Source organism: Kaistia adipata DSM 17808, from assembly GCF_000423225.1.
In the GTDB taxonomy this organism is placed as follows: Bacteria; Pseudomonadota; Alphaproteobacteria; order Rhizobiales; family Kaistiaceae; genus Kaistia; species Kaistia adipata.
Window position 1 is genome coordinate 494,074 of record NZ_KE383992.1, and the last position, 21,979, is coordinate 516,052.

Genomic DNA, 21,979 nt, shown 5'->3' on the forward strand with positions numbered 1-21,979 from the left:
GCCGATCCCACGGCTATCCGATGGCGGGTCCCAGGGCCCGCCATTCTTCTTTCACGGCCTCGTCGCTCTCGGCCGCCTGCGCGGCCATCCGCACCCGCTCGAATTCATCCGGCGCGAGCCGCGACAGCGCCCAGACCGCCGCGCCCCGGACGACCGGCGCCGGGTCTTCGAGCAGGGTTCGCACCGCCGGCAGCAGCGCCGGCTCCGCCGAGTTTCCGATCGCCACCAGCACGTTGCGCACGAAGCGGTCGCGGCCGATGCGCTTGACCGGCGAGCCGGCGAAGAAGGCGCGGAACCCCGCGTCGTCGAGCGCGGCGAGATCGGCGAGCGCCGGCCGCTCCAGCTCGGGCCGCGGCTTCAGCTTCATCTCGGACGCGGCGCGGGCGAACTTGTTCCACGGGCAAGCCGCGAGGCAGTCGTCGCAGCCATAGATGCGATTGCCCATCGCGGCGCGGAACTCGCGCGGGATCGGGCCTGAATTCTCGATCGTCAGGTAGGAGATGCAGCGCCGCGCATCGATCCGGTAGGGCGCCGGAAAGGCGTTCGTCGGACAGGCGTCGAGGCAGGCGCGGCACTTGCCGCAATGGTCGCGCTCGGGCGCGTCGACGGGCAGGTCGAGCGCCGTGAAGATCGAGCCGAGGAACAGCCAGGAGCCGAACTCGCGCGAGACCAGATTGGTGTGCTTGCCCTGCCAGCCGAGGCCGGCGGCGGCGGCGAGCGGCTTCTCCATCACCGGCGCGGTATCAACGAAGACCTTGACCTCGGCACCAGTGCGCGACGCGAGGCGCCCGGCGAGAAGCTTCAGCTTGCCCTTGATGATGTCGTGATAGTCGCGGTTCCGCGCATAGACGGAGATGTTGCCGCGCTCCGGCTCGCCGGACAGCGCCCGCGGATCCTGGTCGGGGCCGTAATTCATGCCGAGCATGACGACGGAGCGGACATCGGCCCACAGCACGCGCGGATCGGCGCGGCGCTCGGCCGTCTCCGCCATCCACGCCATGCTGCCGTGATGGCCCTCGGCCAGGAAGGCGGCGAGCCGCTCCGGCGCGAGCGGGATGGCGTCGGGGGCCGCGACGCGGACGACGTCGAAGCCCTCGGCGCGGGCGTCGGCGACGAGCCGCGCCTTCTCGGCCGCCAGCTGCTTCGGTGTCAGCGAATTGGGTGTCGGCGTGCTCAGAAGTCCAGGTCGGCGTAATGCGCCGCCGGCGGGATGCCCCGCACCGCGTCGCTCAGCAGCGGCCGGAAGGACGGCCGCGACTTCACCCGCGCATACCAGGCCTTCGCCGCCTCGTCCGCCTCCCATGGCACCTCGCCGAGATAGTCGATGCAGGAGATCTCGGCGGCAGCGGCGAAATCGGCGAGCGTCAGCTCGCGCCCGGCCAGCCAGTTCCGCCGCGCCGCCAGATAGCCGATATACTGGATATGATAGCGCACATTGGCGCGCGCGGCACGGATCGCCGCGGGATCGGGCGACGTGTTGCCCTCGCCCGCCTTCATCTGCCGCTTGTAGATCTTCTCGTTGACGAGATAGCTCGTCACCTCGCCATTGAGCTTGCCGGAGAACCACTCGACCAGGCGGCGCACCTCGGCGCGATCGGCGGCGTGCTCCGGCATCAGGCGGACCTCGCCCATGCGGGCGCCCTTGGTCTCGACCAGATATTCGGCGATCACCGATCCGCCGGCCACCACCGTCTCATTGTCGTCAACAAAGATCGGCAGCGTGCCGGCCGGGTTCAGGGCCAGAAGCTCGGCGTTTCGCACCCACGGCTTCTCTTCGACGAGTTCGACCATCTCGTCATACTCGGAGAGCACGAGACGGGCATAACGCGAGGCGGCAGAAAACGAGTGATGATGAAGAAACGGCATCGGCTATGGCAGATCGAGAAATGAGGGCGCGAAGCGATTCTGCCGCGGCAAAGGCGATTGCGGGAACGGCGTCAGCGCCCGCATATAGGCCCCGATTGTGGCGAGTATCAAGCCGATTCGCGGCTTTCGACCGCCCACCCCGCGCCTGGGACCGATGATGGATCTCCACAGCCTGCTGAACGCGCTCGTCCTCGGCCTGATCGAGGGCCTGACCGAATTCATTCCCGTCTCCTCCACCGGACATCTGCTGCTCGCCGGACACTTTCTCGGCTTCGACAGCCCGGGCCGGGCTTTCGAGGTGCTGATCCAGCTCGGCGCTATCCTGGCCATTCTGACGGTCTATTCCGGACGACTGGTTAAGATGCTGCGCGATCTGCCCAGCGACCCGCAGACGCGCCGCTTCGTCGCCGGTATCCTGCTCGCCTTCCTGCCCGCCGTCGTCATCGGCGTGCTCGCGCACGGCTTCATCAAGCAGGTGCTGTTCGAGAGCCCGATGCTGATCTGCGTCATGCTGATCCTCGGCGGCTTCGTGCTTCTGGTGGTCGACCGGCTCGACCTCCGGCCGCGCTACCACGACGCGACGGAGTTTCCGCTCGGCGTCTATTTCGGCATCGGCCTGGCGCAGTGCCTCGCCATGATCCCCGGCGTGTCGCGCTCCGGCGCCTCGGTCGTCGCCGCGATGCTGTTCGGCAGCGACAAGCGCTCGGCCGCCGAATTCTCGTTCTTCCTGGCAATGCCGACCATGGTCGGCGCCTTCGCCTACGACCTCTACAAGACGCACGACCAGATCACGGCGGCCGGCGCCTGGAACATCGTCGCCGGTTTCGCCGCCGCCCTCGTCGCCGGCGTCTTTGTCGTGCGCCGGCTGCTCGATTTCGTCAGCCAGCGCGGCTTCGCGCCCTTCGCCTACTGGCGCATCCTCGTCGGCGCCGTCGGCCTCGCCGCGCTACTCACCTTCGGCTGAAGCCGGCCGGCATCGACCCGCCCAAGAAAAAGCCCCCACCCGACGCCGGGAGGGGGCTTTTCTTTTGGGGCGTCACGCCGGCGATCAGGCCGTGCGCTTGTGGTCGAACTGGCCGTGCGGCTTGAAGCGTTGCAGATAGGAGGGCAGCACCGCGGCCATGTTGCTCGGCACGATGCCGATGCCGTCGAGCGTGCGACCCTCGGACTCGGCCTGCGTCGACACGATGTTGTCGTGCTTGAGCAGGCGGACCTGGTCGACGGTCAGGAGCGGGTTCGGCAGCAGCTGCGCAAACGTGGCGCCGTAATGCGCCACCGACCACGGCACCGAGACGAGCAGCGGCGAACGATCGATCTCGGCGAGCAGCAGTTCCATGCAGCCGCGGAACGTCTTCACCTCGGGGCCGCCCAGCTCATAGACGGTGCCGCCGGCGAGCTGGCCCTCGACCGCGCGGGCAATCGCCTCGGCGACGTCGCCGACGAAGACCGGCTGCAGCTTGGTCTCGCCGCCGCCGATCAGCGGCAGGATGGGCGAGATGCGCGCCAGATCGCCGAAGCGGTTGAAGAAGCTGTCCTCGGGGCCGAAGACGATCGACGGCCGGATGATGACCGCGTCCGGCATGGTTTCGAGCACCGCCGCCTCGCCCTTCGCCTTGCTGCGGGCATAGGCGGATTCGGACTTCAGGTCGGCGCCAAGCGCCGACTGGTGCACCAGGATCGGAATGCCGGCGGCGCGGGTCGCCTCGGCCACGGCGCGGGCGCCGAAATCGTGCACGGCGTTGAAATTCTGCCGGCCGCTCTCACTGAGGATGCCGACCAGGTTGACAACGGCGTCGGCGCCCTCGATGGCGCGGTCGACCGACCAGCGATAGCGCAGATTGGCCTGCACCGGCATGATCTGGCCAACGGCGCCGAGCGGCTGGACATGGCCGGCCAGATCCGGCCTGCGCACCGCCACGCGGACGCGCCAGCCGCGCTTGGCCAGCGCGCGCACCACATGACGGCCGATAAAGCCGGAGCCTCCGAAAACCGTGACCAGTTTGTCGGTACCCGTCGCCATGTGTCGCCTCCGTTATCTTTGAAGGGTTCTCATATCGGCTCGCCGTGACGCTGTATAGACGGCAGAGGGTCGCGTCCGCGCCTACGGGCCGATCAGCCGCCCGACCAGCTTGGCGGTGTAATCGACCATCGGCACGATGCGCGCATAGTTGAGCCGCGTCGGCCCGATCACCCCGAGCACGCCGACGACGCGGCTCTCGCTGTCGCGATAGGGCGAGACGACGAGCGACGAGCCGGACAGCGAGAACAGCTTGTTCTCAGAGCCGATGAAGATGCGCACGCCCTCGCCCTCCTCGGCGCTGCCGAGCAGGCGGACCAGCTCGCGCTGCGTCTCGATATCGTCGAACAGCAGGCGGATGCGTTCCAGATCCTCCGCCGCGCGAACATCGTCGAGCAGGTTGGCCTGGCCGCGCACGATCAGCGTGTCGGGCCGGCCGCCGCTCGCCTCGACCCAGCTCGCGAGGCCGGCATCGACCAGGCGCGCCGTCAGCTGGTCGAGCTCGGCACGCGCCTGCTGCTGGCGGCGGTTGAGCTCGGCCCTCGCCTCGGCCAAGCTGCGGCCGCGCAGATGCATGTTGAGATAGTTGGTCGCCTCGACCAGGCTCGACGGCGTCGTGCCGGGATCGAGGTCGATCAGCCGGTTTTCGACCGAGCCGTCCTCGCCGACGAGCACGACCAGCGCCCGCGTCGGTTCGAGCCGAACGAACTCGATATGCTTCAGCCGCTGGTCGCTCTTCGATGCCAGCACGACGCCGGCGCCGCGCGACAGGCCGGAGAGCATGCGCCCGGCCTCCGACAGCACGTCGTCGACGCTGCGGCCGGCGCCGCCGCCGGCGACCCGGCTCTCGATGGCGCGCCGTTCGTCCGAAGTCAGGTCGCCGACCTCGAGCATCGCGTCGACGAACAGGCGCAGCCCGCTCTCGGTCGGCAGGCGGCCGGCGGAGGTATGCGGCGAATAGATCAGCCCGAGCCCTTCGAGATCCGCCATGACGTTGCGCACCGAGGCCGGCGACAGCGCCATCGGCAGGATGCGGGCCAGGTTGCGCGAGCCGAGCGGCTCGCCGGTCTCGAGATAGCTGTCGACGATGCGCCGGAAGATCTCGCGCGAGCGCTGGTCGAGCGCGGCGAGCGCCGACGACATCGCTTCTGGGGTCCTGCGCTCGGCGGTCACGACTGCGGGTCCTCTCGTTGCGGGGCGCGGATTTCCGCGATCTCCTTGATTAAGTGTCGATTTCCGCGGCCGGTTCAAGCGGGGCTTTACGTTTCGCGCCGGCGGCCTGTACAAGCGGACCAACGAAACAATCAGGATACCCACAATGCGACCTTCGAAACGCGCCGCGGACGCCCTGCGTGCGGTATCGCTTGAACGCGGCGTTGCCAAGCACGCGGAAGGCTCCTGCCTGGTGAAATTCGGCGATACGCATGTGCTCTGCACCGCCAGCCTCGAAGAGAAGCCGCCATCCTGGCTGCGCGGCTCGGGCAAGGGCTGGGTGACGGCGGAATACGGCATGCTGCCGCGCGCGACCGGCGACCGCATGCGCCGCGAGGCGGCGGTCGGCAAGCAGTCGGGCCGCACCCAGGAGATCCAGCGCCTGATCGGCCGCTCGCTGCGCGCCGTGGTCGACCTCGTCCATCTCGGCGAGAAGCAGATCACCATCGACTGCGACGTGATCCAGGCGGATGGCGGCACCCGCACGGCCTCGGTCACCGGCGCCTGGATCGCGCTTTATGACTGCGTGCAGTGGATGAAGGCGCGCGACATGGTCGGCCCGAAGGTCATCCGCGATCACGTCGCCGCCGTCTCGGTCGGCATGTATCGCGGCACGCCGGTGCTCGACCTCGACTATGCCGAGGACTCCGAGGCCGAGACCGACGCCAACTTCGTCATGACCGGCGGCGGCGGCATCGTCGAGATCCAGGGCACCGCCGAGGGCAAGCCGTTCACCGAAGCGGAGCTCACCGCCATGTTGCAGCTCGCCAAGGGCGGCATCGCCGACCTCGTCGAACTGCAGAAGCTGGCCATCCTCTGATGACAAAGCCCGAACACAGCCTGTCGGCGGGCGACACGCTCGTCATCGCCACCCACAACGCCGGCAAGCTGCGCGAATTCGCCGGCCTGCTGGCGCCGTTCGGGCTCAAGGTGATCTCGGTCGGCGAGCTGGGCCTGCCCGTGCCGCCCGAGACCGGCAATACCTTCGAGCAGAACGCCGCGATCAAGGCGCACGCCGCCGCGACGGCGTCGGGCTTCCCGGCGCTGTCGGACGATTCCGGCCTCTGCGTCGACGCGCTCGGCGGCGATCCCGGCGTCTATTCGGCCGATTGGGCGGCGCCCGACGGCGATTTCGCCCGCGCCATGCGCAATGTCGAGGAGAAGCTGCAGCAGGCCGGCGCCGTGACGCCCGACAAGCGGACCGCCCGCTTCGTCGCCGTGCTCTGCCTCGCCTTCCCGGACGGCACGACGCGCTACTATCGCGGCGAGATCGACGGCACCATGGTCTGGCCGCCGCGCGGCGAACTGGGCTTCGGTTACGATCCCGCCTTCCTGCCGGAAGGCCATGAGCGGACCTTCGGCGAGATGGTTGCCGACGAGAAGCATGGCTGGTCGGCCGGGCGTACCGACGCGCTGTCGCACCGGGCCCGCGCCTTCGCGCTGTTCGCCCGCGCCGAGCTCGGGGCGTGAGCCGATGACCGCCCCGATCGAGCCCGGATTTGGCGTCTATGTGCACTGGCCGTTCTGCGCGGCCAAGTGCCCCTATTGCGACTTCAACTCGCATGTCCGCCATCAGGGGGTCGATCAGGAGCGTTTCGCGAAAGCCTTCGTCACCGAGATCCAGACGATGGCCGCCAAGTCGCCCGGCAAGACGGTCAACTCGATCTTCCTCGGCGGCGGCACGCCGTCGCTGATGGACCCGAAGACGGTCGGCACCATCCTCGACGCCATCGGCGCCGCCTGGAACGTCGCGCCCGACGTCGAGGTGTCGATGGAGGCGAACCCGTCCAGCGTCGAGGCGGAACGCTTCCGCGGCTATCGCGCCGCCGGCGTCAACCGCGTCTCGCTCGGCGTGCAGGCGCTGAACGACGCCGATCTGAAGGCGCTCGGCCGCATCCACAATGTCGAGGAGGCGATGCGCGCCATCGACATCGCGCGCGCCACCTTCCCGCGCCTCTCCTTCGACCTGATCTACGCCCGCCCCGGCCAGACGCCGGAGATGTGGCGCGCCGAGCTGCTCAAGGCGCTGGAGCGCGCCTCCGACCACATGTCGCTGTACCAGCTCACCATCGAGCCGGGCACGATGTTCGAGAAGCTCTACAAGGCCGGCAAGCTGGCGATCCCGGACGAGGACACCGCCGCGACGCTGTTCGAGATCACGCAGGAGGTCTGCGAGCAGCACGGCCGCCCATCCTACGAGATCTCCAACCACGCCGTGCCCGGCGGCGAATGCCGGCACAATCTCGTCTATTGGCGCTATGGCGAATATGCCGGCATCGGACCCGGCGCGCATGGCAGGCTGGTGATCGACGGCCGCCGCCACGCCACCGCGATCACGCGCGAGCCCGAGCAATGGCTGGCGCGCGTCGAATCCTGGGGCGACGGCATCGAGACCGACGACATCCTCAACCCCGAGGAAGCCGGCGACGAGATGCTCCTGATGGGGCTGCGCCTGATCGAGGGCATCGATCTGCGCCGCTACCGGGCGATCTCCGGCCGCGACCTCGACCCGCGCCGGCTGGGCGACCTGATCGCGCATGGCATGGTCGAGCAGATCGACGAGAACCGCATCCGCTGCACCCGCTCCGGTTCGTTCGTGCTGGACGCCGTCGTCGCCGACCTCGCGGCGTAAGACAAGCAAGACCCTCACCCTACCCTCTCCCGCCAGCGGGCGAGGGTTTGGGCCTCTGCGCTTCATCGGACTGAAGCGGAACTGACCAGCGCGGGCGATCCCCCTCGCCCGCTGGCGGGAGAGGGTTGAGTGGGGGTCCTACGAACTTCCCGTCCGCGCAAACGTCTGCGGCGCCCGCTCGATCTGGACGGGCGTGCCGCCACCGAGCTCGTAGACCGCGAGCTGGCGCTGGTTGGTGCCGTCCGGCAGGAAGCGGAAGGCACCGTCGACGCCGATGAAGCCGTTCGGGCTGGCGAGGTTCGCCGGCTTGAAGCCATCCTTGCCGAAGCGCGAGGAAAGGCCGGCGGCGAGGCTGGTCGCGTCATAGCCGAGCGAGGCTGTGCGGACCGGCGCGGCGCCGAACACGCCCTGGTAGCGATTGGCGAAGGCGGCGAAGCCGGCGCGATCCGGCGCGGGGTACCAGCCCCCCTTCAGCGCCGGCGCGGCGGCGATGCGCGGATCGTCCCACTGGCCGGAGCCGAGCAGCTGCACCTGGCCGGGCCGGACGCCGTTGGCGCTCAGGACCTGGCCGAGGAAGGGCGCGGCGTCGCCGCCATCCGGCATGAACACGGCGTCGACCTGGCCGCTCTGCGCCAGCTTGGCGACCGTCTCGGCCTTCTGCTGCATGGCGGTGCGGTCGGCGCCATAGCGCTCGATGGTGACGATGCGCGCGCCGCTCGTCGTCGCGACGCGCTGCAGCGCCGCCTGCATCACCGTGCCATAGCCATTGTCGGGCAGCAGCGCCGCGATCGAGCGCTTTCCGCGCCCGGCGGCGTAGCCGATGATGCGATCGACGTCGGATTGCGGCAGGAAGCTCAGGAGGTAGACGTTTCGGGCCGCCACCGAGGTATCGGTCGAGAACGCCACGACCGGCACGCCGGCCGGCCGGGCGACCGAGGCCGCCGCCACCACCGACTGGGCGAAGAGCGGCCCGATGATCAGCTCGGCCCCCTGCGCGATCGCCTCCGACGCCGCCTCGCGCGCGCCTTCCGGCGTGCCGCGGTCGTCCTTGACCAGGATCTGCAGGTTCGCCTGGCCCTGATATTCGCGCAGCGCCAGATCGGCGGCGTTCTTCAGGTTGGTGGCGATCACGCCGGCATTGCCCGGCGCCGAACGCGGCACCAGCAGCGCGACGCGCACCGTGCCGTTGCCGAGCGTCTCGCCGCCCGCCGCCGCAGTCCCGGGCGTCCCCGGCGCGACACCGGCGCTGTCGAGGGTGGAGGAACAGGCCGCGAGCAGGCCGAGCGCCGCCAGCATCGGCGCAAACGCCCGCGCCCGTTCGCCAAGCCCTTCGGTACGGAACCAACCCACAGCCTTCTCCTGTTCATTCGCGTGCGATGACTGTACTGGAAAGGCATGGTGCAATTCAGGGCAACGAGCGACGATCCGGTGAATTCAGGTCGAGTGTCACATCTCCACAACGGCGCGGCCCGGCTATGAGCGGCGGCGACAATGCCACGGCACAGGGCGGCGGCGCGCGCTACCTGATCGACGGCCAGCCCCTGCGCGCGCCGGCGCTGGAGCCCGGGCTCTATGTCGTGGCGACGCCGATCGGCAATCTGCGCGACATCACGCTCCGGGCGCTGGCGACGCTCGCCGCCGCCGACATCATCGCCTGCGAGGACACGCGGGTCACCCGCGTGCTGACGCGCCACTACGGCATCGACACCGAGCTCCTGGCCTATCACGAGCACAATGCCGACCGGCAGCGGCCGAAGCTGCTGGCAGCCCTCGCCGAGGGCAAGGTGGTGGCGCTGGTCAGCGACGCCGGCACGCCGCTCGTCTCCGATCCCGGCTTCCGCCTCGTCGGCGACATGGTGGCGGCGGGCCATCGCGTCGTGCCGATCCCCGGCGCCTCGGCGCTGCTGTCGGCGCTGGTCGCGGCGGCGCTGCCGACCGACACCTTCCTGTTCGCCGGCTTCCTGCCCAACCGCACCGTCGGCCGCAGGAAGCGGCTCGCCGAACTCGGCACCATCCCCGCGACGCTGATCTTCTACGAATCCCCGCACCGGACCCTCGACGCGCTGATCGACATGGCCGAGACGCTCGGGCCCGACCGCCCGGCCGTGGTGGCTCGCGAGCTGACCAAGACCTTCGAGACGGTGCGGCGCGGCACGCTCGGCTCGCTCGCCGAGGCCTATGGCGCGGAAGCGCCGCCGAAGGGCGAGATCGTCATCCTGATCGGCCCGCCACAGGAGTCCGCGCCCGAAGCGGAGGAGGTCGACACGTTGCTGCAGCGTCTCCTCGTCGAGCATCCGCTGAAGCAGGCGGCGGCGCTCGCCGCCACCGCGACCGGGCTGCCGAAGCGCGAGCTCTACCAGCGGGCGCTGGCCCTCAAGGCGGAAGCCACCGGCGACGATGACGACGATCCCGACGCGGATCGCGACGGCGATGGCGCGGCCTGACCGCCGCGCCTCCGAACGCCATGGCCGTTTCGCCGAAACGGTCGCCGCCCTCTATCTGAACCTGAAGGGCTACCGCACGGTCGCCCGCCGCTTCCGCAGCCCGCTCGGCGAGATCGACCTCGTCATGCGGCGCGGCGGCACGCTCGTCTTCGTCGAGGTGAAGGCGCGGCGAACCCGCGATGCCGCCATCCTCGCCATCACGCCGGCGGCGCGCGACCGGCTGCTGCGCGCGGCGAAAAGCTTCGTCGCCCGCCACCCGCAGGCGGCCGGACTGATGCTGCGCTTCGACGTCATCGCGGTGCTGCCCGGCCGGCTGCCGCACCACATCGTCGACGCTTTTCAAACCGATCGCTGACAGCGCCATTGCCATTCGGCCCCGCCACACGACATAAGAGGCCTATTCCGCATTGGGGGCCTCCATGTCGCTTTCCGTCGCCGTCCAGATGGACCACATCGCCAACATCAACATCCGTGGCGATTCCACCTTTGCCATCATGCTGGAAGGCCAGCGGCGCGGCCACAAGCTCTACCACTACACGCCGGACCGGCTGTCGCTGAACGACGGCCGCGTCGAGGCGGCGATCGAGGCGGTCACCGTGCGCGACGTCCCGGGTGACCATTTCTCGCTCGGCGACCCCGAGCGCACCGACCTCCCGACGCTCGACGTCGTGTTCCTGCGCCAGGATCCGCCCTTCGACATGGGCTACATCACGACGACGCACCTGCTCGAGCGCATCCATCCGAAGACGCTGGTGGTGAACGATCCCGCTGAAGTGCGCAACGCGCCGGAAAAGATCTTCGTCACCGAATATCCGCAGCTGATGCCGCCGACGCTAGTCTCGCGCGATGCCGACGAGATCCGCCGCTTCCGCCAGGAGCATGGCGACATCATCATCAAGCCCCTGTTCGGCAATGGCGGCGCCGGCGTGTTCCGCCTTTCCGAGGGCGACCAGAACCTCGCCTCGCTACTCGAGATCTTCGCCGCCGCCTATCGCGGCGAGCCCTATGTCGTGCAGCGCTATCTGCCGGCGGTGCGCGCCGGCGACAAGCGCATCATCCTGGTCGACGGCGTCGCGGTCGGCGCCATCAACCGCGTGCCGGCGGATGGCGAATCCCGCTCCAACATGCATGTCGGCGGCCGCCCGGAACCGATCGAGCTGACCCGGCGCGACCGCGAGATCTGCGAGACGATCGGGCCGGAGCTGAAGAAGCGCGGCTTCCTGTTCGTCGGCATCGACGTGATCGGGGACTACCTGACCGAGATCAACGTCACCTCGCCGACCGGCATCCGCGAAGTGAAGCGCTTCGGCGGCGCCGACATCGCCTCTCTGATCTGGGACGCGGTCGAAGCGAAGCGCTGAGGCCCCCAGACGAACCGACAGGTTCCCGCGCCGGTCCGGCGCGGATGTTCATGCCTTGTTCTTGTCTTCCCGCCCAAGTTGACGTAACGTCATTCCGCAACGGGGGGTGACGGGCAATGGTCGCGCATGTCACGACGGTGGCGTTCCAGGGCATCGAGGCGGTGCCCGTTGACGTGCAGGTGCAGATCGCGCCGGGCTTTCCCGGCATCGTCATCGTCGGCCTGCCCGACAAGGCGGTCGCCGAGAGCCGCGAGCGGGTTCGCGCCGCGCTGCATGCCTCCGGCCTCGCCTTGCCGCCGAAGCGGATCGTCGTCAACCTTGCCCCCGCCGACCTGCCGAAGGAAGGCAGCCATTACGACAATAAAAATGGCCGATTGACTGGATTTTCAAGGGGTAACGAAAGGCGAGCTCACCACATACTCACCGCGCCTCCCCAGAATTGGTTACTGGGTTTGGGTCGCGACGTTCGGCAAGCTCCCGCCAGCCTGCTCGTAAAACTTCATGAGCTGGACCGCCAACAGGCCCCCAAGCAGGGTTTCCATTTCGCTCACATCAATCTGGCCGGAAGCGTATGCTGCATCGGCAGCGTCAAGCGCGGCGAAATAGGGGGCGCGGTTGTCGACAATCTGGTCGGGAATTGTCGGCGTACCGGGGAGCACGAATCCGGTTTTGATGCACAAAACGAGATAGGATAGAATTCTTGAGGTCCGCCCATTTCCATCAGAAAATGGATGGACCCAGTTAAGGCGCCACATCACGTACGATGCTAGATGCAGCGCTGTTTGATCAGCCCAGTTATCATTTACGTAGTCGCAGAGCTCCTCAACAAGCTCCGCTACGAGATGGGCTTCTGGCGGCCGATGTCCGCTTCCCTCAATCTCCACACCCGCTGGCCGAAAATTGCCCGCATACGAGCTGAGGCCTTCGAGAGCCTCGCGCTGGAGAGATAGCACCACCGAAACACGCAGTTTGAATTGGCCGCGGTCTATTGCTTCCTGTGCCATGCGAATGGCCAAATCGTACTGCCGAAGCCCATTTCGCGCTTCAGCTTCTGCCTTTTTGATGGGATCGAGAAGGAGCTCTGCCTCGGCAGCCCGGCTATGGCGCTGCCCAGAGAACATCTCACTTTCGCTCATTGGCCTTCTGCCTCATCAACTTCTCGGCCTGCTGATCAATCATCTCGCGAGTGATTTGAGCATTCTCGAAATGCGTGTTCCCGTAGGCGAAGCTACGCCGCTGTTGCTCCCGGTGTTCGGGGGTCGTAGTGACCCTTTTCGCCGCCTCAACCAGCGCCTGTAGATGGCTTGTCATTTCTCACCTCACCCGAACGAATCTGCTTTTTGATTTTATGTTGAGCTTCTTAACGAGTTTGAATCGCCAAGCGAAAGGCGTCAACAAACCGCACCGGGTATCACACGCCACAATTCGCGTGCAGTCCCAAAAGTTGCAAGGCTGGTATGAACGAGCAGGCGCTTATTCAAGCCGCTATCCTAAACACGCACCCACTATGGCAACATCGGCGCCGGCAGCGAGCCCGCCATGAGCCACAACTGCACGATGCCCCACCAGAGCAGGGTCGAGACGGCGATTAGGCCCACATAGACAAGCGTCCGAAGAATGGCTTCACGTGTCATCGGCCGGAAACTCGCGCCGTCACGATAGCGAGGTGGCCCCTATTTCTGCGCGTACCATTGAAGGTCAGGCAGCAGTGAGCGCGGGGGCCACGAACACGCGCGGTCGAAGTGTACTGTGGCGGTTGGCGCCGCTCAAGGTGGGGATGCCCTACCGCCTCCCCTGCAGCTGGTCGCACTCCTTCTGCGCCGCCTCGCGCCGCGCATCGATCCAGTTCGCGAGATCCTGAAGGTGGATGCCGCGAGCGGCCTTCCGGTTCCCGTTCTCGATCCGCGTGATCGGTATGTCGATCTGACCGGCACCTGCCTTGCGGGCGAACTCGACCGGTGTCAGGTGGCTGAAATAGTCGCGGCAGACCAGTTCGATCGGGATTATGGCGGCGGCGTTGTACTGCGCCATGAGCAGGAATGCGGTGTTCATGGTCTACTCCGATTTTGACCGAGCCGGCGAAACTCAGCCGGCGAGCCCATCAATTCGGACTATGCAACACCGACCTCGCGGCACGAAGATGATCGAGCCCTCTGCCAATTGTGTTGCGCACCGCCTCGATCACCTCCTCGTCAACCCAGCCGTCCGCAAGAAGCGCGATCTGAGCCGTCAGGAGCAGATCCATACCGGCATCCAGCCGATCGATCGCGTCGATTGCATCAGACTGCGCTGCCGCGGCGACGTTTGGTTGTGCAAGAGCCATCACTATTCCCTCATCAATGTTCTGTGGGCGCCGAACATCGGCAGCTGACAAGGATTTATAAACGATATCGCTTATGTGTCAATTAACGATATCGCTTATATCTGTTTCACGCGGATTGAAGGAATAAGCGACATCGTTTATAGAGTCGGTATGGGACGACCTCCGCTGAACATGACCCCGACACTCGTGCGCTTTCCCAGCAGTGTGCTGGAACGTATCGACGCCCTTGTCGGGCCACAGGATATAGCGAGCCCGAAGGAGCCGAAGCACCGCGCCAAGTTCATCCGCCAAGCGGTAGAGGCTGAACTTGAGCGTCGCGAGCGCGAGGCAAACCTGAGCGCTCCGCCCGATGAATGATGCTCGCGTTGCCGGCAGAAATCCACCGGATCCGGCCGACACCCACGAGGAACAGCGCTAGTTCAGCCCGGCAGACGAGGGCGAACTCGCCGGCATCGCATCCAGCAGCGACATCGCTTCTATGGCACGCTGCATCAGCCGCTGGCTCATGTCGCGATACCACGACGCCCACCGGTCTTCAGTGCCTGAAACAGATATCGCCGCATGCGCGAGCGACAGGCATCGGGCGATCGACGGCACGTCCGTGATATGCGCCTGCGCCGCCTGGGTGAGAGCGGCTTGAAACCGCTCCGGCCCATCCGGAAGGGTCAGGGTCAGCTCGAACCACTGCCGGCCTTCCTGCATCATGGTCTCGCTCAGCGTCACCTTCATTTCGTTGCCTCTTTCAGCTCAGGAACTACCATGCCGTCGATCAGCCAGCGCCAGTACGGAAGCGAGGCGAAGGGTGTCATGCGCCGCAAGGCCGAAACGTCACCCTCGCCGATTGCCGCCTCCTGACCGGTCGCCGCGCGCCGCATGTTTTCGAAGCCGAGCGCCAGCAGACCAACGGTATCGGTGGCGGTCTCGAACGACGGCCCGAGGAAAGATCCGACTTTCGAGCGGGCGGCATAGCGGCTGGCCGGCGCGCGCTGACTTGCGTCTGGGAACAACGCTGCGGCGCCCGTGTAGAGGCCGGGGGCGCCGATCTTTTCGAGCGCATTGTTGACCTCGAAGCCCATCGAGAAAATGCCGGAGCGGTCCAGGCCCTCCGCAATCCAGGTGCCGGGGTTGTCGGAGATCTCGCGTCCACTCTCGATCTGCTTGAGCGCGTAGATGAAAGCGCCGATCGTCGCCATGCCGACCACGCCACCGACCATCCGAGTGGTGTCCTCTTGCAGCCCGCGCAACAGCACCCGTTGGTTCGAGGCGATGGCGAAGCTTCGGAATTGCAGCAGCGCGCGCCCGACAGGCGTTCCCATGAACAGCGGCGTATCGCCGACGCCCTTGGTGACGATGATGCTGTCGACATCCTTGTTCACCGCAGCACGGTATGCGCGGCGCAGGCTAGCCGCGGCGACATCCTCGCCCCATGCCTCGGTATTCGCCACGCGCACGCCGTCCAGCGTGTCCCCATGCTGCTGGAACAGCCGCCCGATATATTCGGCCCTGCCCTGTCCGATGCCGAGAAAGCCCATATAGGCCTGCTCTTTGGCCGGCAGAGCATCGAACCCATCGGCCGCCGCCTTCTCTACATTCGCGAGGATGCGGTTTTGGGTCATCGTCGAGGCAATGCCCTTCTGGAAATCGTTCCAGTGCAGCAGCCCTGTCATCCGCGTGAAACCCGTCGACGCGTTCTCGAGGAACCGCTCGAACGGCGAGTTCATCGCATACGGGTCGGTGATCTCCGCTAGCGTCGCCAGCCGGGACGCGAGCAGCTTTTCGGAGATCGCGCCGGCAAGCTTGGCCTCCTCCCGGCTCATCTTCACGGCCTTCATGTTCCGGATCAGCGGAACGAGCCCATCACGCATGTATGCCGTCAGGCCATGTACCATCGCCGGGCGCACCGCGTCGGAGAGCGACGAAATCAGAACGCCGCCGAGACTCCGGAGATAGTTGAACTGCCCGGCAGCATTCAGCGTGCGCGCCCATGAGGTATTCTGCACCTCGGGTCTGTACACCCCACGAAGCATATCGCGGACTGCCTCCAGATCGCGGATATCGGATTTCTCGCGCTTGTTCAGCGACTTCAGCCGCTTGAGCTTGTCGGCGCCCGGCATCGCTTGATCGGCCTCGACCGCCTGGCGGAGGCTGATGTATTCGGCCCGGATCGCCTCAATCGGGCCTTTCATGGTCGGGTCCCCGAAACGCTCGGTCAGCTCGACGTCGGCCGACATGATCCGCGCATAGCGCCGTCCGATCATCTCGATATCGTGGTCGAGATATCGCTCGACGAGTTCGTCGGGAATGTTGAACACGCGCTCTTTCAGCGGCCCGCGCTTCGTCACGACGAGACCGGCAGGCATGTCACCATCGACCCCACGTCCCGTCACATTGGCGAAGATGTCGTCGGTGATCTCGTCGATATAGGCGTCGCGATCGGCATCATTGAGGAAATCGAACCGTCCGCGAGCCTGATCGTCCGCAAGCGAGGCGTCGAGCTTACCGATCTTCTCCCGATCCAGATCGCTCAGAACCCGATTGATCGTGCTGGCGATGTTCCTCAGATCGTCCGAGGTGCCGAACATCGGCCGCGCGAAATCGACACCCATCCGATCCAACGCCGCGAGCATCCGATCGAAGTCATCCGCCACCCGCGCCGCCTCGATGTCAGCATGGCGCACAACCCGACTGCCGCGCAGATCGGTGGCCAGCGCATCAAGGAAATCCTGCACGCTCGGCCGCCCGCCGTCGCGACCAGCACCATGCGGCACAGTGCCGGCATCGTTCAGAAAGCCTTCCTGCCAGGCGCGCAGCACGACATCGTCGAGCCCCTCCCCGCCGACCGGGTTGGAGGTGCCCTTTCGGGACTTCCGCAACAAGCCGGGGATCGACCGCGCCTCTGGAAACACCGCCGCGAGATCGCCGTTCGCATCGAAGATGCCGCCGCGCTGGCGCTTCAGCCACACGCTCAGGCTCTCTGGCGCCATAGGGCGCTCACCGGCAGTGAAGCGCCTGACCAGCGAAATCACCTGGTCCTCGTCGATATCGTCGAGCGAGATCTCACCACCATCGAGCCGCCGGCGCATGGCCTCGTCGCGGCGGAGAATGCCGAGTTCGATATCGCCTTTCTCCCGCATCAGCTTCTTGGCGCGGCGGTCGATCCTCTGGCTATCCGCACGCATGGCATCATCCAGAGATCCAGAAAGCCAGTTGCGAACGACCGCCCGAAACTCACCCTCGTTCGCCTCGATCGCCGGGCGGTTCCACATGCGGGTGAGATAGCTCTCGGCAGTCGATACGCTCACGTCCGGCGGCAGCATACCGGCCGCGATCGCTCGCTGCTTCAGCGGCTCGATCACGCTGGTGCGCCAGGCCTGCGCGGCCTCGGTCACGCCGGGAACATCGCTCTTGTCGCCGCGCCGCATCGCCCGGCCGACGGCCTCGCGAAATTCTGCCTTTGTCATCACATTGCCGGCCTTGCGGGCGGCAAGGTAGGCCTTCTGCTGAGCCTCCAGCGCCTTTACCACGGCGCCGCGCGTATACTCGTGCATGGCCGTTTCAGCTGCCGTGTCGCCCTCGCCGGAAAGGTTCTGCTTCAGGTAGACCGGCGTTTCCATCATCTGGGACGCAACTTTTCGGGCCTGCGTCGAGGGGCTGTTGATGGTGCGGAGCAGCGGGTTGAGTTGTGCCGTTGCCCTGGCGACTTTCGACGCCGCCGCGCCCGCGACCCCGAAATCGTCGAGCGTGTCGACGGGCGCCGCGGCAGCACCGGCGCTGCGAAGCGCGCCCCCCATCTCGGCCAGTTCCTTGTGGATCACATCGGTGGCCGCGTCGAATTCCGGATGCTCGGCCGCCTTCAGGGCATTGGAGGCCGCGCGATGCTGGACACCGTTCATGATACGGCTCGCGCCTGCGCCAAGCAGACCGCCGAGCAGGACGGACCCGCCGATGTTGATCACGCTCTCGCCGGCCGTGCGGGTCTCCTGGCTGGCCTGCAAGCCGGCTTCCTGCACGGCGGTGCCGACGCCAGCGGCGACACCCACGCTCAGCGCGCTGCGACCGACCGCATAGCCGGCCCGCCCCGACTTCACCAGGGCACCGCCCGGCAGCAGGATCGTGGGATCAAGGACGGAGGCACCGGCAGTCATGCCGAAACCCGTCCAACCCGAGGCGGCCAATGTCTGCCGGTCCTTCGTTTCGCGGTCGATATCGGCTTTGAGCGCCGCCGCCTGGCGGGGATTGAAGACGTTCTCGAATGCGTCGAGGTGATCCTCATAGCCGGCGACATCATCGAACACGTTGTAGGCGCGATCGATGTCATGAAAGTTGCCGTCGAGAACGTGCCGGAGCCGCTCAGAGCTCGCGATAGAGCCGATCAGGTTTTCGGACCGGAATGCCGCGCCGGCGGTTTCCAGGATGGATGGGGCGCGCGCCGGCGGCTGGGCCAGCCGAAGGCCGGGCGCTGGCGCGGCAAGCGTGTCATCGAACGGCATTTTCCAGCCCTCCTGTCAGCGGGTTTCCGTCCAGGGAGCGATTGAGCGTTCCCTCGCGGTCGCGACTGGCTTCGAGCAGATCGCGGTTTTCGTTGCGGCGGGCCTCGGACAGCGCCCTGCGCGCGGCCGAAACCTCACCGGCAGACGGCGGCACGGCATAGAACGGAAGCCGATACTGCTCGGTCACGCCGCCCTTTTCGTAGAAGACGCGATACCGAGCCGGTTTGCCGGCGTTGAAATCCCGCTCCGTCTGATCGTCGGCCAGAAGATAGACGGCATCGGCAGCGACGCCCGCCTCGGCCAGGGCCGCTTTGACCTGCTCGCCGACATAGGCGTGCGTCCCGTCTTTGCCGGCAGGATAGGTGACCTCAGGCGGCAGGCGCGTGATGACCTTGGGGCCGGAGATGCTGAAATCTGACGTGCCATAGCGGCGCCGGAAGCGATCAGCGGCCAGCGTCTTGGCGAGATCCTGGTCGCCGGCGGCGTCGAACAGGCTTTCCTCCAGCATGGAGCGGTAATCCGCCGTCATCGCGGCCGACTGTGCCGGCGTCTCGCCGAGCTTCGGATCCGATCCGAAAATGCCAGGGTCGAAGATGTCGCGAACATTGCCCTCGACCGCCTGCGATTTCACGAAATCGACGATCGGCTTGCTGTCCATGAGAGCCGCGCGTGCCCTCGCCTTCTCAGGGTCGCGGGCGTCGATCATGCGCTGTGCTGCCTGTTCCGGCGTCATGCCGAGCAGGTTCGTGAAATGGCGGTAGCTCGTCAGCGCGTCAGCGATCGCGGAGCCGCCGTCCCGCTTGCCGAATGCGGTCGCATCGGCGGCCGACAAGGACGCGGCGAGTTGCAGGCCCTCGACCAGCGCCGGAACGCTGTTGCCGGTGACAGCACCGCGCAAGGCGTTGAATACGGGGCTGGGGATGACGCCCGTCTGCTCAACCAGGTTCGGCAGGACGGAGATTGCGCGCTGAGGGTCGCCCGCCTCCGCAGCCGTGACCGCAAACCTGTCCCAAACGCCGTCGACCGACTTTCGGCCATCGCTGGTAAAAGGATCGACGTGGAAGTTCCCGGCATTGAACAGAGCGACATTGGCCTGCGCCTCACGCAGCCCTTTGAATTTCTCGTCGTAGCGGCTGATCAGCGTCGCCCGGTCGCCGTCGTCGAGGATCGGATCAGCGAGAATTTCGGGGACGGTAAGCGACTGGTCCGTCGTCTCGATCCGCAGCTTGTAGCTGTTGACGGCCTGCGTCTGAGCCGTTTTGAAGGCCGCAGCCGCCGCAGTCTCATACTCCTTGACGTCGCCGGCCGCGATCTGGCGAACCTGATCGCCCATGTAATGAGGGAGGCCTGCAATGACCCGCTCGGTGCGCTCGGAGAATACGGCGCCGCCGTCGCCCGTCGGCAGCGCGTCGCCCGCCGCGACATCCATTCCGGCCGCCCGCATCGCGTGGTTGAGCCGGCCGCGATAGTTGTGACCGCCGCGCGGGTTGGCAGCAGTCCAACCCTGGGGCCGCTCATAGCCGACGAACGCAGCCGTCGCCTCGTCGACGGTTTTGGCGCCCAACAGAGCGCGATATGCGGCGGCCTCATCGCCCTTCAGCTCGGCAAGCACGAAGCTCAGCTGAGTTTCGAAGTCCTGCCAATCCTTGCCCTGCGCCGCCGCATGGCGCTTCAGCTTGGAGAAACGCTCGCCACGCCACTGCGCAATGCCAAAGGCGGTCCCGTTGTCACCTGGCCTCACGACAGGGTTGAGATTGCTCTCACCCATCAGGTTGCCGACGATGCCGCTGGCCTGTTCCTTCGTCAGCCCCTCGCGCATGAAGTATGCCATGGCCTGCTTCTGGCGCGCAGAAACATCAGCCGAGACGCGCGACGGGCGCGCCACGATGGCATCCCTGCCGGCCGCGGTCGCGAGTGGCTTGGCGAGCGAGGCCAGGAGCTTATTGGCAGCGTCGGGCGACATGCTGGCCAGGCTCTTTTGCGCGTATTCGACCGCCGCGATCGGGTCGTCGTTCGCCATATCGAGGGCGACGCGGGAATAGTAGTCGTCCGAAACTGCTTCCTGCTTCAGCTTGATCGCATCCGAAGGCAGGCCGGCAAGCTGGCCGAGGTTGTCGACCTCAGCGCGCGCCGCCGCCAGATAGTGCGCCGACTGCTTAGCATCCCGGCGAGACCGGACGGCCTCATTCAGAAAGGTCTCGGCGCCGGCCTCATGCGTCTGGACGACGAATTTCCGGGTCTCGTTGCCGCGATGCGTGATCGCCGTCCGTTTCCGCTGAAGCTCGTCGACGTCGACGGCGCGCTTGAAAATCGCCTGCTGGGCCGGCGAGAGCTTCGACTGATGATCGCGCCGGATCTGCTCAAGCCGCCGTTCGATGTCCGGAAATCCGTCTATAGCAGCCTTGCCGGCCTGCTGGGCGTAGCCGTTCTGGCCATACATCGCCTCGTCGGCATCGATCATGAACCGATTGCGGGCGTCCCTCGCTACGGTCTCGTCGGTCAACTGCTGCGCCTGTGCCATGGCGTCGCCAACCTGACCCAGACCATGCGCCACATCCTGCATGCCCCGGCCGATCGTGGCGCCGAACGCACCAGGCGTCGAGCGGTCTTCAAGGTTCGATTGGAACTCGGGCCGGATCTCAACGCCGGGCTGATACTCAGGAACTCGGACCATGATCGACCTCAGCCAGCTTGAGAAAGGGGTGTGCTCGGGGCCAGCATCAACCGGAGGCCTCGATGAAAGCCGGCGTGCTCAATCGCAACACCGGAGCCCCGGATACGGCCCTGGAGAAGACGAAGGGCTTTCCAGAGATCCGTGTACATCTTGCCCTGTGACGGCCCGCCGTCGGGGTCGTCCGAATACATGGCGTCGAAAATCTCACCGGTCGCAACGGGGTGCCCCTTGCCGCGCCACACAGCGTGCAGGATCCGAGCCTCAAGGGGCCGCAGGTCGCAGGAGGCGGCCACGGCGTCGACGGTCGGAGCATCGACCTGGCCGCCGCAGCAAGGGCATTCGCGGAGGGTTTCAGGCGAGGATTTGCCAATGGGGCGCCGCCCGCTATTCATCGGCGCTATCCTCTTCCAGCAGTTCCCCCCAAGCGCCGCGAACGATATCCGCGACACCCTTCTTGGTGGCAAAGTCGCCCCGGGCTCGGCAATTGTTCAGATTGCGCACTAGGCTCTCCGAGATCCCATCCCGGCCGACGCGACCAATGTTGAGGGGTTCGCCGGCAAGTCGAAAACTGTGCCGAACGCGCTCCTCCGCCTCGTTCAGTTCAGTTACGACATCGGCGCAGTTCTTCGTCAGCGCGTCGGCGCGCTCAGAAATCCTGAGAAGCTGAATTGCAGCAGCCCTCGCATCGGTGAGGTGGCCGAGGCGGGTAGCCTCCTCCTGATCGAGGCGTGCCTTTTCCTCGATCTCCTTTGCGGTGACCATCGCGCGGACCAGTACGCCGCGATCGACGGTGAGTTGGGCCGCCCGGGCGTTGCTCTCGGCCAGGAGTTGGACGGCGGCCGCATCTCCGCTCACGGCGGCATACGACAGGCGCGAGGCCTCAATCTCGATATCCGCGAGAATGCCGTCGATGGCGGCAATCTGAGCTGTGATGTCGGCAGTGGTGATCGCTGTCATGGG

The 21,979-nt window shown here is 66.5% G+C and carries 21 protein-coding genes and 1 pseudogene; 9 read left to right on the forward strand and 13 right to left on the reverse strand.

The annotated features are described in order from the left end of the window. Positions 1 to 13: 13 nt before the first annotated feature. Positions 14 to 1,177, reverse strand: a complete 1,164-nt coding sequence (queG, locus tag G539_RS27455) for a tRNA epoxyqueuosine(34) reductase QueG (protein WP_425402377.1) — start codon at positions 1,175 to 1,177, stop codon at positions 14 to 16. After that, positions 1,174 to 1,866, reverse strand: a complete 693-nt coding sequence (locus G539_RS0122545; protein ID WP_029077218.1) for a glutathione S-transferase family protein — start codon at positions 1,864 to 1,866, stop codon at positions 1,174 to 1,176. The genes queG and G539_RS0122545 overlap by 4 nt, the downstream gene beginning before the upstream one ends. 157 nt (positions 1,867 to 2,023) lie before the next feature. Between G539_RS0122545 and G539_RS0122550 the strand changes: the two genes are divergently transcribed. Continuing rightward, positions 2,024 to 2,830 (forward strand): undecaprenyl-diphosphate phosphatase, encoded by an 807-nt coding sequence (locus tag G539_RS0122550; protein ID WP_029077219.1) that lies wholly within the window; start codon positions 2,024 to 2,026, stop codon positions 2,828 to 2,830. 84 nt (positions 2,831 to 2,914) lie between these two features. Here the strand turns inward: G539_RS0122550 and G539_RS0122555 are convergent, their stop codons facing one another. Together G539_RS0122555 and hrcA are read right to left on the reverse strand one after the other, a co-directional pair. Beyond that, positions 2,915 to 3,886 (reverse strand): complex I NDUFA9 subunit family protein, encoded by a 972-nt coding sequence (locus tag G539_RS0122555; RefSeq protein ID WP_029077220.1) that lies wholly within the window; start codon positions 3,884 to 3,886, stop codon positions 2,915 to 2,917. An 81-nt stretch (positions 3,887 to 3,967) separates the two neighbouring features. After that, positions 3,968 to 5,026, reverse strand: coding sequence for a heat-inducible transcriptional repressor HrcA (gene hrcA / locus G539_RS0122560; RefSeq protein ID WP_029077221.1), 1,059 nt, complete (start codon positions 5,024 to 5,026; stop codon positions 3,968 to 3,970). 175 nt (positions 5,027 to 5,201) lie between these two features. On the opposite strand from hrcA, the gene rph reads away from it, so the two are divergent. From rph to hemW, 3 genes are read left to right on the forward strand one after another with little or no spacing between them, the layout of a single operon-like run. After that, entirely contained in the window at positions 5,202 to 5,915 is a 714-nt protein-coding gene (gene rph / locus G539_RS0122565) for a ribonuclease PH (RefSeq protein WP_029077222.1), read from the forward strand. Then, entirely contained in the window at positions 5,915 to 6,565 is a 651-nt protein-coding gene (gene rdgB, locus G539_RS0122570) for an RdgB/HAM1 family non-canonical purine NTP pyrophosphatase (protein WP_051231936.1), read from the forward strand. Before rph ends, rdgB begins: the two co-directional genes overlap by 1 nt. A 4-nt stretch (positions 6,566 to 6,569) precedes the next feature. Next, the gene (gene hemW / locus G539_RS0122575; RefSeq protein WP_029077224.1) at positions 6,570 to 7,727 is read left to right on the forward strand and encodes a radical SAM family heme chaperone HemW; all 1,158 of its coding nucleotides are present in this window, start codon (positions 6,570 to 6,572) and stop codon (positions 7,725 to 7,727) included. A gap of 138 nt (positions 7,728 to 7,865) precedes the next feature. Here hemW and G539_RS25870 read toward each other — a convergent pair whose 3' ends face one another. Next, on the reverse strand, positions 7,866 to 9,077 hold the full coding sequence (locus G539_RS25870; protein WP_245576947.1) for a penicillin-binding protein activator: 1,212 nt from the start codon (positions 9,075 to 9,077) through the stop codon (positions 7,866 to 7,868). A 125-nt stretch (positions 9,078 to 9,202) separates the two neighbouring features. Between G539_RS25870 and rsmI the strand changes: the two genes are divergently transcribed. The 4 genes and pseudogenes from rsmI to G539_RS26860 form a co-directional block, all read left to right on the forward strand. Then, positions 9,203 to 10,171, forward strand: coding sequence for a 16S rRNA (cytidine(1402)-2'-O)-methyltransferase (gene rsmI / locus G539_RS25875; protein WP_035832287.1), 969 nt, complete (start codon positions 9,203 to 9,205; stop codon positions 10,169 to 10,171). After that, positions 10,125 to 10,526, forward strand: coding sequence for a YraN family protein (locus G539_RS0122590; RefSeq protein WP_245576948.1), 402 nt, complete (start codon positions 10,125 to 10,127; stop codon positions 10,524 to 10,526). The genes rsmI and G539_RS0122590 overlap by 47 nt, the downstream gene beginning before the upstream one ends. A gap of 64 nt (positions 10,527 to 10,590) precedes the next feature. Further along, the gene (gshB, locus tag G539_RS0122595) at positions 10,591 to 11,532 is read left to right on the forward strand and encodes a glutathione synthase (RefSeq protein ID WP_029077226.1); all 942 of its coding nucleotides are present in this window, start codon (positions 10,591 to 10,593) and stop codon (positions 11,530 to 11,532) included. Positions 11,533 to 11,648: 116 nt separating this feature from the next. Continuing rightward, a pseudogene (locus tag G539_RS26860) lies at positions 11,649 to 11,891 on the forward strand (magnesium chelatase domain-containing protein); the annotation flags it as partial. Positions 11,892 to 11,975: 84 nt separating this feature from the next. On the opposite strand, the gene G539_RS25880 reads toward G539_RS26860, so the two are convergent. From G539_RS25880 to G539_RS27460, 3 genes are all read right to left on the reverse strand, one after another. Further along, a complete protein-coding gene (locus tag G539_RS25880) occupies positions 11,976 to 12,668 on the reverse strand; it encodes a Fic family protein (protein ID WP_342665084.1) in 693 nt (230 codons plus the stop codon). Between the two features lie 646 nt (positions 12,669 to 13,314). Next, positions 13,315 to 13,584: a pyocin activator PrtN family protein gene (locus tag G539_RS25885; protein WP_035832290.1), complete on the reverse strand. Its 270-nt coding sequence runs from the start codon at positions 13,582 to 13,584 to the stop codon at positions 13,315 to 13,317. Positions 13,585 to 13,633: 49 nt separating this feature from the next. Further along, a complete protein-coding gene (locus G539_RS27460) occupies positions 13,634 to 13,855 on the reverse strand; it encodes a hypothetical protein (RefSeq protein ID WP_156912097.1) in 222 nt (73 codons plus the stop codon). Between the two features lie 75 nt (positions 13,856 to 13,930). Between G539_RS27460 and G539_RS26865 the strand changes: the two genes are divergently transcribed. Continuing rightward, positions 13,931 to 14,212, forward strand: coding sequence for a hypothetical protein (locus G539_RS26865; protein WP_245576949.1), 282 nt, complete (start codon positions 13,931 to 13,933; stop codon positions 14,210 to 14,212). 57 nt (positions 14,213 to 14,269) lie between these two features. Here the strand turns inward: G539_RS26865 and G539_RS0122635 are convergent, their stop codons facing one another. The 5 genes from G539_RS0122635 to G539_RS0122655 are packed head-to-tail and all read right to left on the reverse strand — an operon-like array spanning position 14,270 to position 21,976. Continuing rightward, positions 14,270 to 14,584, reverse strand: a complete 315-nt coding sequence (locus G539_RS0122635) for a hypothetical protein (protein ID WP_029077232.1) — start codon at positions 14,582 to 14,584, stop codon at positions 14,270 to 14,272. Further along, positions 14,581 to 18,345: a hypothetical protein gene (locus G539_RS0122640; protein ID WP_029077233.1), complete on the reverse strand. Its 3,765-nt coding sequence runs from the start codon at positions 18,343 to 18,345 to the stop codon at positions 14,581 to 14,583. The genes G539_RS0122635 and G539_RS0122640 overlap by 4 nt, the downstream gene beginning before the upstream one ends. Next, complete coding sequence (locus G539_RS26450; protein WP_156912098.1) at positions 18,332 to 21,019, reverse strand: phage tail tip lysozyme; 2,688 nt, start codon at positions 21,017 to 21,019, stop codon at positions 18,332 to 18,334. Before G539_RS26450 ends, G539_RS0122640 begins: the two co-directional genes overlap by 14 nt. 8 nt (positions 21,020 to 21,027) lie before the next feature. After that, positions 21,028 to 21,411: a hypothetical protein gene (locus tag G539_RS0122650; protein WP_035832292.1), complete on the reverse strand. Its 384-nt coding sequence runs from the start codon at positions 21,409 to 21,411 to the stop codon at positions 21,028 to 21,030. Then, on the reverse strand, positions 21,404 to 21,976 hold the full coding sequence (locus G539_RS0122655) for a hypothetical protein (protein WP_029077236.1): 573 nt from the start codon (positions 21,974 to 21,976) through the stop codon (positions 21,404 to 21,406). Before G539_RS0122655 ends, G539_RS0122650 begins: the two co-directional genes overlap by 8 nt. Between the last annotated feature and the right edge of the window lie 3 nt (positions 21,977 to 21,979).